Below are 15,133 nucleotides of genomic sequence, written 5' to 3'. Positions count from 1 at the left end.
CAGACTTTCACAAACATGGAATTATCAGACTATATCGGAATTATTGCTGCAACACTCACTACGGTGGCCAATGTACCACAGACATACAAGATCATCAGGGATAAAACCACCAAAGGCGTCTCGCCTGCAACTTATTTCGTGCTGTTGGCAGGAACGCTGCTTTGGACGGCCTATGGGCTTTTCAGAGGTGACTGGCCGTTGATTGCTGCGAATGGTATTTCGTCGATTATAAGTTCCATCATTCTGATCCTGTATTACATCAGCGACAGCAAGATTACAAAAATTCATGACAATGTATTGCCTGAGGCACTGCAAAAAAATGACTCTGAAGCCGAACGATCCTAAATCCATTGGCGAATTGGGCCCAGGGCAATTAACTCCTGGTTCAGCCGTTCTGTTTAGAACCAACAACCAATGATCAAAAAAATCTTACTGATTATGCTGTTGCTTCCGTTACTGGCCGAAGCACAGACGTTTGAGAGAGCGAAGAAAGACTTTGTCGAGGAATTGAACGCCATTTTAAAAGATGCGACTACGATTCACTGGGCATTTTCGGACAGGATGACCGTCGAGAAGCCTTTTGAAATTAGCCAGGACAGCATGTTGTCGGTAACGGTGCGGTACACCACCGATTCTACCTTTTACGATGTGTGCATGCGCGCCCCAATGAAACAGGTGGATGTTGTCATGCAGGATATATATATCATTGTTTTTTTCAAAGGCGAAGACGTGGGACATTACAAGTCGCCGGATAACAGCACGGAACAGGAATTTGTTTACAATGACAATATGTTTTTTGTAGGCGACAGCCTCGACTCATCTGATAATCCGGCGTTGCTAAGACTCCAGGCGAAACTGCAGGCCTTACTCCCTTTTTACAGAAAGCCTAAATAACGATTATGCATTTTTACCTGAGGCGAAAATGATTATGGTCATTTTTAGCCTGAAACTGTCTCAGTAGCTTTGCGGTATAAATTTTAAATCAGCAGGTTATGAGCACATATGAAAATGTTTTTAGCAAATTTGAACAGGGATTTTTAGGAAGTTGTGCACTTGGTATTTTGGTGCAAAGCTGTGCAGGAGGTATCGCCGCGATGGCCATTCTTGAAAATGGAAATGGACTGATCCAGATGATTCAGTTGTTTCTGGTTGTTATCGTATGCCTGGCTTTCAACGGCGCGGTTATTTCCGTGCAAAAGCACAAAACCATATTCAATCTTTTGATCGTCGGATTACTAAGCTGTGCCGCCATCGCCGCGATAAACTTTGCGCACGTCTAGGGGCTTCAACTGATTATTGCACGAGCTTCTCCAGTTTTTTCTCATTGGACTTGATTCGCGACTTCAGTTTTTTAATGTCCTTTTCGGTATCTTCCAAACGGTCAGAAGCTTTACGCGCCTGTTTCGCATCATCTGCGGCCTGGTCGCCTGCATTCCGCGCCCGCCGTGCCTTCTTACGGCTGTCAAGATCGCTTTCCAGCTTGGACGCTGCCCGTTTGTTATCGGAACTTGAAGCTTTGGCCTTTTCAATCTTCTCCCTGGCTTCTTCCTGAATCGGAATGAGTTTGGCTTCAAGTTCGGCAAGTTCGGTTCGTTGTTCTACAAGTTTTGCGGTCAATTCCTGAGCCTTTTGGGTGTTTTTAGCCAGTTTAATCGAATCTTTTGCTGTCTGTCCAAAGCAGAAACAACTGCAGCACAATACGAGCGATAATAGAAATGACTTCATCTAATTTGGGGTTTTATATTAGTAATTACGGTAAATATAGCGGGAAAGATTCTTTAAAGTGGCCGGCCCTGGCGTAATTTATAGATACTTTAGGAAATGTTTAAAAATGTAAAATCGCATGACATGGCAGATGTACAGCGTTATATTTTTTGATGTTTATTGAATCAAAGGGTTTGGTTTAGGGAATTACGCGCCTTCCGAAGTTGATTAAGATGTATGGTTTCATATATCCCTCGGTACGCGCCAGTTGTTTTCCATCCTGATTAACAATGAGTAAGGTGGGGTAGGAGCTGATATTGTAAGCACCACGGATCACGCGCCCTTCCGCCGTTTCGCCATCCACGCTGAAGCAGATAAAGTTCTTGTTGTAATACGTTCCTACTGCGTCGTCACGGAAGCTTTTCTTAAGTTGCCTGCAGGGGCCGCACCACGTGGCGAATACATCGATAAATATGGGCTTTCCTGTTTCTTTAGATGCTTTTAGGGCCTCAGCGAACGAGCCCTTGTAAAATTCAATGCCCTTTGCGCGCGTAACTTCACCCTTAAAACCCACTAAGAAAGGCAGCATGAAGGCTACGAAGCATATCAATTTTTTCATGTCGGAATTTTTAAGCAGTGTTCATCGTTATTCTAAAGACGGGCAGCGTTTAAAGATTTGGATTCAGGACGGTACCGGCAATTAGCGGTGTTGGTCAATCAGGATAATGTTTCCATCGGGGTCGGTAATCATAAAACTGGATGGGCCGGATGTATTTTCGTCGGCTTCATTCTCCAGTCCAATCCCTTTCGTTTTGAGTTGTTTCTGGATTTCGCGTACGTCGTCAAAAGTCTCAATATTTTGGGCATTCTCATCCCAACCCGGATTAAAGGTCAGGATATTGCCTTCGAACATGCCCTCGAACAAGCCAATCAGCGCATTGCCATTTTTCATGATGAGATAATTCTGATCCATGCCTCCGGCGAAGACCGAAAATCCCAGGTTCTCATAAAATTCTTTTGATGCCTGAATGTCACTGACGGACAGGCTGATGGAAAAAGCGCCTAATTGCATATATTTTGGATTTTAGGCCACGTAATAATCGGAGTGCTTTGTGGCATATGAGCTAATGTAAGCCAAAAAAGGCAGGTATGCAAACACTTTTTAACGGGGCAGCGCTTCGCTGTACAATATCCCCGGCTATTTGATCTTTTTGTAGTGAGATCAATTTTTTTCTCTGGTCCCCAAATCGCATCCAGGTAATCCCGATCCGCAATAATCACCGCATCCAGTCTGCATCGCCAATGCGGATTTTATTCATCGATATGTTTGAAAAAAATGGGAGCAAACAAAAAGAACAATACGTTAATCTTCATCGTAAAGCGCATTGGAGGACACCAATGGTATGAAGTATTTTTTTTACTGCAAATTTCGCCGCTCCATTTCCTTTTTGATTTCTTTCAGGTTGCGGTTTTGTAGAATGGCCATCGGAATCATCACGATTGGGATCACGTTTGAGAATGTAAACTCGCCCTGAAAAGCAAGATAGGTTCCGGAAGCCAGTCCCAGGACGATTGCGCCAATCAATACAGCAATCATTATGGTCATCATTTTTTTGTTTTTGAGTAATTCTGCATCACTCATCTCACTAAATTGTTTTTCTTTCACTGTAGTAATTTTAAATTTTTATAAAATTGATTTCGCATAGTCTATGGCCGTACCAATCAGCAGCACAGTCAAATAGAACGATAGGTTTCCGAGTAAAAACACGACGGCTGCCTTGACATAATTGATGGCTTTACGGCTTCCGAAAAACTGCCCTATGGCGAAGGTAGGATAAATCATCGTAGTCGAAATCGCAATTGCGGCGAAAACATAATTGTTTAGTATACCGACAAAAGGCAACACGACCATAGTCAGCAACAACCCCTGGCCGAGGATGAAGCACAAAAGCGTTATGATTTCGTAAAAATTATAACCCTGCTTCCGGAAAAACACCTTGGTCCAAAAAGCAAGGAAAACACTAATCAGCACATAAGCGTAACCAAAATGGGTTGTTACCCAATGCTGCATCACAGCGACAGTAGATTGTGTTTCAGTTGTTTCAGCAGCATGAGCGCTGCCGGCCGGCTTAAAGTAATTGTACACAAACGTGTATAAAAGGGCGCAGAAGATCAGGAACGCGATGGGTTTCATGTGTTTGGTCCTGTCTTCTTTAATAAACATCCGGATGCTGTTGCCGGGCCTAAGGAACAACTCTTTTGCGTTAAACAGGAATCCTTTTTCAAAATGAAGCAGGTGCAACAGCTCGTGGGAAACATAGTGGTGGTCAATGCTTTTTAATTGCGCGGGATGCCCGCATTGGCCACAAAAATTATGATCAATCTCGCTGGCACATTTTTTACAGTTTGTCATACTGGCTAGGGTTTCAGAAGGAAGATTATGCAGAAAAAAGCGGGAGCCTGCAGCGGACATTGAAGGCAGCGAATATTTTTTTCCTACAAAACGAAAATACAAAAATAAACGTACGGCTGACGGCGTAGTGAATTATTTTCAATCACAATGAGTAATCGTCTGATTCGGCGTTTTAAAAAGCCAATCCATACCGATGGGCGTTTCCTGCTGAATTTTACGGGATTTAATAGCACCAGGTTTCAGGCAGGCCTGCATGCGTTTAATTTTACAATCAATGCAACGCAGAGATTTGGACTGTAACGAATTATCGTTGCGGGAACTCGTCAATCACTGACAAGCCTGTTAAAGTAACTTTAAAAGCCTTGACAAACCACCGATTTTGGCATAACTTGCAATGCCCCACCTAACCTGCTACCGTCCGCTAAAGCAGAAAAAATGAATAAAATATACCTGATCCTGTTGTTCGTTTCGGCGGCAGGTTTTGCGCAGCCCAGATACGCAGAGATTAAAACCCAACAGGCAATACGTCCCTATTACAACAAAGCATCACACGAGGTAGCCACCACGGTACTCGCCCGTGCAGCAAACAGTTATGAGTGGGTGCCGGTGTACCAACACGATACTATTGTTAAGAAGTTTCGCAACGCCTCTGCAGCAGGCCAAAAGGAATTGGAACGCGCCAATGCATTTGGAAAAAAGTACCTTGCTGATGTCGCAGCGGCCGCAAAAAACAAAGACCTGCCCGTAATTGATACAGAGATCCATGAAAGATAACATCCGCCTAACATCTATATAATTACCGTGTTATTCCCATGTTACTCGAAAACAGGTATGTAGCGGAGGGCGCCCAACCGTAGGAGCGGATTGCCAGTCCAACGGAAATTAATTCGACAACCCACCTCAAAAAAAAAGGCCGCCTCGCGGCAGCCTTTATATATAACAATCGTCAGACTATTGTTTCACCACTTTCACCACCTTTGTAGCGTTTCCGGTGTTTACCTTCACAGCGTATGTACCCTGTGCCAAAGCAGAAAGATCCAAGGCAGTCGAAGTCGCATTAATCGTTTTGGACAATACCTGTTGTCCCACCATATTGGTCACGCTCACATCAACAATTTCCTGGTCATAAGACAGGTTTAGCACATTGCTGACCGGGTTTGGGAAATAGGTAAGTTTTGAAGCTTCCTGATTTGGTACAGCAAGGGTTGCGTTGTAAGCTGAAAACCTGAAAGCATCGGGTGTCGACCCAAACAAACCGTCATACTGCCATACCGCAACATAAATCGTTTCGCCCGGTGTCAATCCGGTAAGATTGAGTTTAGAGAAAAGATCATTGCCATCGGGATTATCGTCATTACAGTCAATTTCAGAAAGATTGGTACAATCTCCTGAATACGCAACCATAATCGTATCATCGTTAGCAGAATCTGTAACCAGTTGTGTTTCAAGTGTCACGTTACCGTCTGCTGGAACAACCACACTAAACCATACATCACGGATGGCAGACTCCTGGCAGCTTGGCAAATCAGCCGAATCAGTAGCGCCCACACTCGTAGACGTCACTGCACTGGCTTCAAAATCCCCACCAGGTACAATCGCAACTGCGCCAATACACTCATCATTAGCCGCTAATGTTTCCAGCGTCTCGAATGAAAGCGCTGTATATTCGCTAGCACTATTTACGCTACAGTTTTGTCTGATGTATACATCATATACTGTTGACGAATCAAGTCCGGATAAATTTATGGAGGTGGCGCCTAAAGCAGCAAGAGTCGTTCCTGTTCCCTGTATAAAGCCATCCGGGCCGTATTCCAACTCGAACGCGTTTCCTGCAGAAGTCCATCCTACTGTTGCTCCAGAGTCAGTGATATTGGTCACAACCCCGGCCATAGGCTCGAGGCAGTTTGGCAATGCACCGCTCAACACATCATCCACTTCAAAAACAAACTTATCAAATGTAGACGAATAAAAAGCGATATATACTGTTTGGCCAACATACGCGCTAAGGTCATACGAAAACTTGTAATAGTCCTCACTGCTGAAAGGCGTAACATTGGCCTGTAGCGTCACGTTGAAATCTGCAGGATTGGTGGCGCCCGCAGTAGACAGTCGTACATCAATCATTTCCGGATAGTCAGGATCAAGGCTCCTACCCCAGAATGAGAAATAATCATTCACGCCGGCAGCAACAGTAATAGCAGGCGTAACGAGGTAGTCGTCATGCGGGCTGTCTGAATCATACTGGATGGCCGCGGCATTGGAACCGGAGTGTGCGTCAAGGCCAAACTCGTTTGTAATATCAAGTATTTCCCAGTTGTTGGCATCGCCACCCTGGATTACAGACCATCCGACCGGAAGATCCGTCCCTGCATCAAAGTCTTCACTGAACTGCGCGAAGCCGGCAGCAGAGAAAACACAGGCGAAAAGTGAAAGTGTAATTTTTTTCATGTGCTTTTTTTTTAAATTAAGTTAGTAAAATTAGCAGTATTACCGTTAACAAAATCCCAACAAAATCATAATTGTGAAGGAATCGCCGCCTTCAGTTGCTGCCTATGATGAGGCACATGGCCCAGTACCCGTTACAATCGTACACTCCAGGGAACCGCTGAATTGGAGCAATGGTGGGCGAAGTATTTGTATCAAATCAGTTGAACGAGCTACGGAATGCCAACGGCGACAAACTGGTTTTTACCTTAAACAATTTGGAAAAGCTCTGGCTGTGTTCAAACCCTAACGCAAACGCGATTTCTGACACCGTCAATTCCGTGGTAGACAGTTTCTCTTTCGCTTTCTCAATTAGTTTTTCGTGGATGTGCTGCTGCGTGGTCTGCCCCGTGACCGATTTCAGCAAACTGCTCAGGTATACCGGTGACAGGTGCAGGGATTCGGCTACATACTGTACGGTCGGCAGCCCCGTAGTCCCCTCATCGTCAAAATAATCCTCGATGATTTTTTCTACCTGCGCTAAAATCTTGTGGTTGCTGGCTTTGCGGGTTAAAAATTGCCTTTGGTAGAACCGGTTCGAATAATTGAGTAAAGTCTCAATCTGGGAAATGATAATGCCCTGACTGAAGGAATCCGGATTGCCGTGGTACTCCTGCTCAATATTCCTGACGATGGCATTCAGCACCGTTTCTTCCTTTTCAGAAAGAAACAAGGCCTCATGTACCGCATAGTCAAAGAATTCATATTGCTTGATGCCTGCCGCCAACGCAGTACCCCATAAAAAGTCAGGATGGATCATCAGTACCCAACCGCTTTTGGCAGCCGCAATCTCCTCAATCGTCTCGATGCCAAAAACCTGGTTCGGCGCAATAAAGAACATCACGCCATCATCAAAGTCATAGTGGTTTTGCCCATACCGGAACGTGGCGCCAATACTGCGCTTGATCGAAATGTGATAGAAATCAAACACAAAATGCTTGTGGTAAATGGCTGTCGAACACTCAAAAGCGCCGTAATCGAATAAACTGATCAAAGGATGGGCAGGCGCAGGCAATTCCTTCATCTTGTGGAATTCGGCAATCGATTTAACCCTATGTACCGGATGTTGGCTCATGTCGCAAAATTACAAATAATTATACCATCATCCCTCCGGAAAGTTCCAGCCGCTGCCCATTCATCCATCCCGCGGCAGGCGTACACAGGAAAGCCACCACGCCGCCGATGTCTTCCGGTTCGCCCACACGCCCCAAGGCAGTGATGGACGCAATCGCATTGCGCTTGTTTGCATCCGATTTGTTGGAACCGCCGCCAAAATCAGTCGCAATGGCGCCGGGCGCGACCACATTGACCGTAATATTCCGGCTGCCCAGTTCTTTCGCCAAACATTTGGTGTACGTTTCAATGGCACCTTTCATGATCGCATACGCCGACACATTGGGAAAAGTCACCCGCGTCAATCCGGAGGAGATGTTGACAATCCTACCACCGTCCTTGATCAACGGCAACAGTTTTTGGGTGAGAAAGTACACCCCTTTCAGGTGAATGTTCATCATGCTGTCAAAAGCGTCTTCCGTCGTTTCAGCTACCGATCCATACACTCCGGCGCCGGCGTTGTTGATCAGGAAATCGAAATGCGGCGACCCCTCATGTTCCTGCAAATGCTGGCTGACCTGCGCAACAAACCCATCAAACCCTTTTGTAGAACCCATATCCAACGGGTAGGCAATCGCCTTTTGCCCCATGGCCAATACTTCCGCGACGACCTTGTCGGCTTCCACTTTGTTGCTGTGGTAGGTGAAGATGATGTTGTTCCCGTTCCTGGCCAGGTTGATGACCATATCCCTGCCCAGTCCGCGGCTTCCGCCGGTCACCAATGCAATGGTACTTTTAGTTGACATGTGTAAATGATTTTAAATTGATAGCGCAAAGTTCCTGAAACAAAAGCTGATGGTTGTAGCCGAAATAGGGGATGTTGTAGTCGTTTTTTAAGTGATGCTGCTTTTAAGCGCTTTAGCTCGATCGCAGTATTTTATGGCGACCCACTGTAGCCATTGAACACCGTTTAAATAAAAAAAATCCCTTTCAATGGGATTTTTTTGAGACTATTGTTATCTGGAATTTGACTGTAGTACTTTTCCAGCGCTATTGACTATTTGTGTATCCCACACGATAACTTAATTTGTCACATTAATTTTAGTGTTGAAATCAGAACCTACCGTTGACTTAAGTTTTACGATGTAAACGCCACTGGAAAGATTCGCTGTGTTTATTTCATATTGTATTCGGGGTTCCGGGCTATCTTGTGTGTAGATTATCTTTCCTCCCATATCGTAGATCACGATGCTGCTCAGCGGCAATAAATTAGGATTGGCAATCAATACACTTTTTATGGTGTTATCCTGTAGAATGCAAATGTTTTGCCCGTTTATGGGGTTTGTGCTCAGGATGTCCCTGCTGAATGTGATTTCAAATTGGTTGTTGTTAACTCCTGCAGGGAGGTTTAATTCACAAGCTTCGTTTTTAAGGTCATAAAACTTGTCAGATAATTTGTCATGAAGATAAATGTGTTCTGAAAGATCAAAGTCCTGCAGGAACTTAATTCCTAATTTATAATTTGCCGCTTTTTTGTTCCTGAATCCGAGTGGTATTTTTGCATCCATTTCAAATGGTAATACATTAATTGCAAATTCCTTATTGTTTTCCAAAACAAAATAATTGTCGGTATCAGTATTACTAACTAATCTTGCGTCCATTGCCCTGTCAATTTTTGCAGTAGCCTGGTTGTTGAACGCAAGTGAAAGCTCTCTCATCAACTTTTTGTCCTGAAGTATGTTTAAACGTATTTCGGGTACCTGTTTTTCAAAGCGTTCGATGTAATTGATTTCTTTCGGGGATGCGATGGCTGTCAGAAACTGTTTTTTGTAACTTGGATTTGAGCCACCAGCCATTCGGTCAAATTGAGAATAGTTTGTATAACCTTCAGGAACATACCTTCTGTATTCGTCTTTCATCGTAACGCTTCCGTTTGTCGTTCCTTCTATAAAAAATCCCTGGCCAATCGGTGTAAAACTCCTTCGGAAATTCTCGCCATATTGTGCAGGACTGTAGTAAATCATCACATTGGGAAATTCAGGATCAAGATGAAAATATTGCGCCTGTACATACCCAGTAGCCGGTGAAAAGGTGCCATATCCACCCACATAATCTGCCAAATGATGCGTGCCGCTGACTGTTTTATTCTGTTCCCAAAAGTAGGCAATACCGGTGCAGTTTGATTCATTGGTTAGAAAGTCTGCCAGGTCAATTGCACTTGGATATGGATTTCCTGTGAGCGTTAGCATACCACTTTTTACAAATACAGGAGTGTTCCCACTGTTTGGACGCCCTCGGAAATCATACCTTTGGTGGCTGCCATCGGGATTATTTTCCACTCCCGCTACGGTAGTATGGTTGACGTCTCCGGAGCTGCCGCTTCCTTTCATAGTGAATCCTTCACCAGCTTCTATTCTTTCGGTACTGTTTGTTGCAGACCATCCTTCGTAAAAAAAAGTTTGTAGAAACCTGAATATCCATGCGTTTGAAATCGTCAAAGGGGTTGCTGTACCGTCTTCGCCACTTGTCTCTGTTGAAATGCTGCTGGCCGTGAATGTTGACGGCGCATAAAGGTGATCTATCCAAAAGTTTCCATTCCCCGATGAAGGTGTTGTGCTCCCCACAGGCGAGCACCAGTAATTGTACTGAAACTTGTCCGCTGTTCCCTCCTGAAATACCGACAGGTTTCCGGTTCCACTATTTGCCGACGCGCCTGAATTTCCTTGTAAAAGTTGTCCGTCGTAACGAAGGTAGATTTTTCCGTAAAGTGCGTTTAGTGTATTGTCTTCGATGGTAATGTTTTTTGTTTCATAAACGAATCTGCCAGTTACGCATAGATAAGAATTTTGACCAACATAAAGCTGGCTAAACGTGACTTTAGGTGCCAATGAAAAGAATATAAATAAGAAAATGGTTAAATTTTTCATGATGGATAGTGATTTAGTTTGCGTAAAAATATAAAAATTAACTTAAATTAACAATATATTAAAAATAAATTTTAAATTGCGATAGTATAACCAATTAACACGATATGTTATGAAAAAACTATCTTTACTTCTTGTTTTGTTATTATTAACTTACTCGTACACCGAGGCACAAACAGGTATTAATACCACAACACCACACGCCATGCTTGAAATTGCACCAAGTAGCAGCACTGCTCCTGTCAGCACAGACGGGATTATTATTCCGAGGGTCAGCGCTTTTCCAACAAGTCCTGGCAGTGACCAGAACGCGATGCTTATTTACCTGACAACGACAGTAAGCGGCAAATCACCTGGATTCTATTACTGGGATAATCCCAATGTATCATGGAAATCACTGGGGACGGGATGGTTATTGACCGGAAATGCAGGGACTACTGCTGGTACAAACTTTTTAGGGACTACAGATAACGTGGATCTTGAAATCAACCGAAACAGTACACATGCGGGTTTTATTGCTCTAACGTCTGTCGGCTTTGGTGTGGGTTCACTGCCAAGGACGAGTACAGGCTCGTCAAATGCTGCGCTTGGCACCGATGCCCTTTCGTTAAATTCGTCAGGAAGTAATAATACCGCAGTGGGGAGGTCTGCTCTTAAAGCAAATACCACTGGAAATCAAAATACTGCAACAGGAAATACCGCATTACTTAAGAATATAGATGGCGTAAGGAATACAGGGGAAGGCTACGCTTCCCTTAGTGAGAATGTTGATGGTATCGACAACACAGGGATTGGGGTTTACGCCATTGCCAACAATGTTTCAGGTGATGAAAATACAGCTGTTGGATACAAAGCAGGTCATTCCAGCACCGGCGATTCAAACACTGTTGTAGGAAGCTTTGCAATGAATGCTGCCAGCTCAGGCGACTGCAATACCGCTATGGGGGACCATGCTTTAAACAGCCTGGCGTCAGGATCAAATAACATAGCGATTGGATGCGCTGCGCAGGTCCCTTCCAATACAGGCAGCAATCAGGTGCGTATGGGAAATGCATCCATCACCTACGCAGGTATTCAGGTAGCCTGGACTGTCACTTCAGATAAAAGATGGAAATATGATGTTAAAAAATCAGATCTTGGACTGGCTTTTCTGCAAACGCTCAACCCGGTTTCCTATGCACGGCTTAATGACAGCAGTAAAAAAACAGAGTATGGGTTTATCGCACAGGAACTTGAGAAGGCACTTCTGGACTCAGGAGCTTCATCGAATGGCATCATATCAAAAGACGATGCAGGAATGTACGGCGTCAGGTATAATGACCTTATTGCCATATCGGTAAAGGCGGTACAGGAACAACAATTGCTTATTGATGCATTGCGGGCTGAAAATGAAAAGCTCGAAAAACGCCTTAACGCATTGGATCAAAAGCTCCAGGCGATGGACAGTAAGGTTAGTGCAGGTAACTTGAAATAGTGGATAACCCGGAATTTTCCGGGTTTTTTTTGCCGTTCTACAACCTGCAGAAAACCGCCTGCGAAATCACCAGCCACCACCAGCCCAAAAACAAGCTGCTGCAAGAATACCTGACGATCTACCCAACGCGGGACGCCGTCCACGATTTTGAATACGGAAGGTTCAGGGACAACATTGCCCCGTTATTGGTAATTGCGGGGAATAATGGGTTTGGGTATTTGTAACGGATAGCACTACTCCCCAAAAAAAGTATCTATAAATCCCTTAAATTTCAAAAGCAGCGTTTCGCCAATCGTTTTCCTGTGCAACACCGAAGGCTGGCTGTCCAGCGTCTCAATCACTTCCTGTGAGGTCGGCGTACGCTTTGAAAACAGGTAATTCTCAACCAACGCTTTGAGCTTTTCGCCATCGAGGTGCTCCTGTGTCACAAACTGGTCGAAGGCCTTCTGCCTCTCGACATTCATAAAGCTTTCAAACTGCTCCTCGATACTGTCGTCCACAATCAACGGCAAATTCTCGATAATGAACTTCTCGATAAGCTCCCGCTTGCTCCTTAATCTGACATCGCCGGCCACCAAATCCAGTATCTCTTTCTGTTTGCGTTCTTTTTCCTCGAGCGACATCGCTTTAAGTTTCGCCAGCAGGTTCAGGATATACGCCACCGTAATATCATCGCGATGGATCAATTCCAATTCAAAATCCACCTCATCCAGTACCGATACTTTTTCCTTGGAAGTCCTGACCTTATCATACAAATCCAGGTACTTGCTCTTGTAATCCTCAAACTGCTGTTCCTCGATGTCGAGGTCGTCAAACGTAAAGTCGGCATACGAGGCAATTACGTTCCGCAGCCTGAGCAATTCCCGGAACGCCTTAATAAATTCCAGTTCCTGATCTTCGCTCAGCAAATCGTCTACCGAATCCACCGTCGGCGCAATAGCCAACAGCTTTTCATACGCGGTATTAAAGTCATCCACATAGTTCACATACGGCTTCATGATAATGATCTCCTTCGCTTCCTTGTTCGAGAACAGCGCAATCGCATCGTCAGTAGCCTTCTTAAGGTTGCGGAACACCACCACGTTCCCTTGCGACTTCTTCTGCCCATAAATTCGGTTGGTCCTTGAATACGCCTGTATGAGTCCGTGGTACCGCAGGTTCTTGTCCACAAACAGCGTATTCAGGCTCTTGCTGTCAAATCCGGTCAGGAACATGTTCACCACAAAAAGCAGGTCAATCTTCCGCTTCCTGACTTTATCCGAAACGTCTTTATAGTAATTGTAAAAGGAATCGCTGTCCTTCGTCGTATAATTGGTTTGGTAATCCCTGTTGTATTCCCCGATATATGCTTCCAGTTTATCGCGCGTATGGTAAGAAACATAAGGTTGTTCCCCCGGGTCGGCAACCATATCAAAGTCCTGGAAATCAATGGCACCCAGGTCGTCTTTCTCCTCTTCATTAGCGCCATAGCTGAAGATCGTCGCAATGTTCAGGTCATGCCGCCCTTGTTCCTTCCAACGCCGGAAAATATCATAGTATTTAATCAGCAGGTCCACACTGCTGACGCAGAACATCGCCGTAAATTCCCTGCGGTGCGTCTTGACCGGATGCTGCTGGATAATGTAGTCGGCAATCTTTTCCAACCGCTGCGGACTCTCCATGAGTTCCTGCGTGTCGATAGCCTCGACCTCAATGTCTATTTCGTTACGGGAACCTTCCTTCTCGCGGTATTTTCCAACATACTCCACCGAGAACCGCAACACGTTCTCATCCTTAATCGCATCCGTAATCACATACTGGTGCAGTTTTTCGTCAAACAGTGCCGCCGTCGTATGCTTCTTCCCGGCTTTGGAAACGGCATTGTCCACAAAGATCGGCGTACCCGTAAATCCAAACATCTGGTAATTATTAAAATAGGCCTTGATCTTTTTATGGGTATCGCCAAACTGGGAACGGTGGCACTCATCGAAAATAAACACAATCTTCTTGTCTTTGAGTTGGTCCATCGTTTTCAGATGGTGCTCCTTAGTCACTGCCGTATACAATTTCTGTATCGTGGTAACGATAAGGCGGGTATTGTCATCAGCAAACTGGCTGACGAGCGATTTGGTATTGTGCGTCCCATCCACACTGCCCGGCGAAAACTCATTAAACTCTTTCGAAGTCTGGTAATCGAGGTCACGGCGGTCCACACAAAACACGACTTTATCCACCTTAGGCAGTTTGGACAAGATCTGGCTGGCTTTAAACGAAGTCAACGTCTTGCCCGATCCGGTCGTATGCCAGATATACCCATTCTTATTCGTGGTCTTTACCCGTTCGATAATCTTCTCGACGGCAAAATACTGGTATGGGCGCAGCACCATGAGCGCCTTGTCGGTTTCATGCAGCACGATGTACTTCGTGATCATCTTGGACAGGTGGCACTTCTCTAAAAAGACATTCGTAAAATCAGCGAGTTGCGAGACGCGCTTGTTGTTTTCATCGGTCCAGTAAAAAGTCTGCTTAAAGTCGGGCTTTTGCCCCGTAAAATTGCTGAAGTATTTCGTGTTCACGCCATTGCTGATGACGAACAATTGTATAAAGTTAAACAGCCCCAGCGACGCACCAAACGAGTGCTTGCTGTACCGGCTGATCTGGTTATACGCCTCTTTCATTTCCAGCCCGCGGCGCTTGAGTTCTACCTGCACCAACGGAATCCCGTTAATCAGCAGCGTCACATCATAGCGGTTCTTATAACTGCCTTCCATCGTGACCTGGTTTGTAACCTGGTATTGGTTCTGGCACCAGTGCTCCATGTTCAGGAACTCGACATACACGACTTCGTTGCTGTCGTTGCGGAACGCAAACTTATCGCGCAGCAGTTTCGCCTTTTCAAACACATTGTTTGTCTTGGTCAGGTGGTTCAGGATTTGCTGGAAATCCGAATCAGAAAAACGTTTGTTATTGTGTTTTTCCAACTGCGCCTTCAGGTTCGCGAGCAAATCCTTCTCATCGCGGATATACGCCTTGTCATAACCGTTGGCTACGAGTTGGGCAATAAGGTTTTGTTCAAGAATTTGTTCGGATTGGGAGGTCATA

The 15,133-nt window shown here is 44.9% G+C and carries 16 protein-coding genes; 6 read left to right on the top strand and 10 right to left on the bottom strand.

Annotation, left to right across the window (positions count from 1 at the left end; all coding sequences use genetic code 11):
* Positions 1-15: 15 nt before the first annotated feature.
* From CFE23_RS11645 to CFE23_RS11635, 3 genes are all read left to right on the top strand, one after another.
* Entirely contained in the window at positions 16-345 is a 330-nt protein-coding gene (locus CFE23_RS11645; RefSeq protein WP_291088201.1) for a SemiSWEET transporter, read from the top strand.
* Positions 346-414: 69 nt separating this feature from the next.
* Positions 415-894, top strand: coding sequence for a hypothetical protein (locus CFE23_RS11640; RefSeq protein WP_291088200.1), 480 nt, complete (start codon positions 415-417; stop codon positions 892-894).
* 98 nt (positions 895-992) lie between these two features.
* A complete protein-coding gene (locus CFE23_RS11635) occupies positions 993-1,280 on the top strand; it encodes a hypothetical protein (protein ID WP_291088199.1) in 288 nt (95 codons plus the stop codon).
* 13 nt (positions 1,281-1,293) lie between these two features.
* On the opposite strand, the gene CFE23_RS11630 is transcribed toward CFE23_RS11635, so the two are convergent.
* From CFE23_RS11630 to CFE23_RS11610, 5 genes are all read right to left on the bottom strand, one after another.
* On the bottom strand, positions 1,294-1,725 hold the full coding sequence (locus tag CFE23_RS11630) for a hypothetical protein (protein WP_291088198.1): 432 nt from the start codon (positions 1,723-1,725) through the stop codon (positions 1,294-1,296).
* A gap of 178 nt (positions 1,726-1,903) precedes the next feature.
* Complete coding sequence (locus CFE23_RS11625; RefSeq protein WP_291088197.1) at positions 1,904-2,323, bottom strand: thioredoxin family protein; 420 nt, start codon at positions 2,321-2,323, stop codon at positions 1,904-1,906.
* An 81-nt stretch (positions 2,324-2,404) separates the two neighbouring features.
* Positions 2,405-2,776, bottom strand: a complete 372-nt coding sequence (locus CFE23_RS11620; RefSeq protein ID WP_291088195.1) for a VOC family protein — start codon at positions 2,774-2,776, stop codon at positions 2,405-2,407.
* Between the two features lie 345 nt (positions 2,777-3,121).
* On the bottom strand, positions 3,122-3,370 hold the full coding sequence (locus CFE23_RS11615) for a hypothetical protein (RefSeq protein WP_291088193.1): 249 nt from the start codon (positions 3,368-3,370) through the stop codon (positions 3,122-3,124).
* An 18-nt stretch (positions 3,371-3,388) separates the two neighbouring features.
* Positions 3,389-4,117 carry a DUF3667 domain-containing protein gene (locus CFE23_RS11610; RefSeq protein ID WP_291088190.1) on the bottom strand — a complete coding sequence of 243 codons (729 nt, stop codon included), beginning with the start codon at positions 4,115-4,117 and terminating at the stop codon, positions 3,389-3,391.
* Between the two features lie 435 nt (positions 4,118-4,552).
* Here CFE23_RS11610 and CFE23_RS11605 point away from each other — a divergent pair, with 435 nt between their 5' ends.
* The gene (locus tag CFE23_RS11605; RefSeq protein WP_291088187.1) at positions 4,553-4,891 is read left to right on the top strand and encodes a hypothetical protein; all 339 of its coding nucleotides are present in this window, start codon (positions 4,553-4,555) and stop codon (positions 4,889-4,891) included.
* Positions 4,892-5,068: 177 nt separating this feature from the next.
* On the opposite strand, the gene CFE23_RS11600 is transcribed toward CFE23_RS11605, so the two are convergent.
* From CFE23_RS11600 to CFE23_RS11585, 4 genes are all read right to left on the bottom strand, one after another.
* The gene (locus CFE23_RS11600; protein WP_291088184.1) at positions 5,069-6,565 is read right to left on the bottom strand and encodes a choice-of-anchor J domain-containing protein; all 1,497 of its coding nucleotides are present in this window, start codon (positions 6,563-6,565) and stop codon (positions 5,069-5,071) included.
* 196 nt (positions 6,566-6,761) lie between these two features.
* Complete coding sequence (locus tag CFE23_RS11595; RefSeq protein ID WP_291088182.1) at positions 6,762-7,676, bottom strand: helix-turn-helix transcriptional regulator; 915 nt, start codon at positions 7,674-7,676, stop codon at positions 6,762-6,764.
* Between the two features lie 19 nt (positions 7,677-7,695).
* Positions 7,696-8,460, bottom strand: coding sequence for an SDR family oxidoreductase (locus CFE23_RS11590; RefSeq protein ID WP_291088179.1), 765 nt, complete (start codon positions 8,458-8,460; stop codon positions 7,696-7,698).
* A gap of 276 nt (positions 8,461-8,736) precedes the next feature.
* The gene (locus tag CFE23_RS11585; RefSeq protein ID WP_291088177.1) at positions 8,737-10,581 is read right to left on the bottom strand and encodes a T9SS type A sorting domain-containing protein; all 1,845 of its coding nucleotides are present in this window, start codon (positions 10,579-10,581) and stop codon (positions 8,737-8,739) included.
* 109 nt (positions 10,582-10,690) lie between these two features.
* Here CFE23_RS11585 and CFE23_RS11580 point away from each other — a divergent pair, with 109 nt between their 5' ends.
* Positions 10,691-12,052: a tail fiber domain-containing protein gene (locus CFE23_RS11580; protein ID WP_291088174.1), complete on the top strand. Its 1,362-nt coding sequence runs from the start codon at positions 10,691-10,693 to the stop codon at positions 12,050-12,052.
* Positions 12,052-12,276 (top strand): hypothetical protein, encoded by a 225-nt coding sequence (locus CFE23_RS11575; protein WP_291088171.1) that lies wholly within the window; start codon positions 12,052-12,054, stop codon positions 12,274-12,276. Before CFE23_RS11580 ends, CFE23_RS11575 begins: the two co-directional genes overlap by 1 nt.
* 9 nt (positions 12,277-12,285) lie before the next feature.
* Here CFE23_RS11575 and CFE23_RS11570 read toward each other — a convergent pair whose 3' ends face one another.
* Positions 12,286-15,132, bottom strand: coding sequence for a type I restriction endonuclease subunit R (locus CFE23_RS11570; protein ID WP_291088168.1), 2,847 nt, complete (start codon positions 15,130-15,132; stop codon positions 12,286-12,288).
* Position 15,133 lies beyond the last annotated feature (1 nt).

This window comes from Flavobacterium sp. BFFFF1 (assembly GCF_002256285.1).
Classification (GTDB): Bacteria; Bacteroidota; Bacteroidia; order Flavobacteriales; family Flavobacteriaceae; genus Flavobacterium.
Note: the sequence above shows the minus strand (reverse complement) of the source record. Positions and strands in the feature narration are given on the sequence as shown.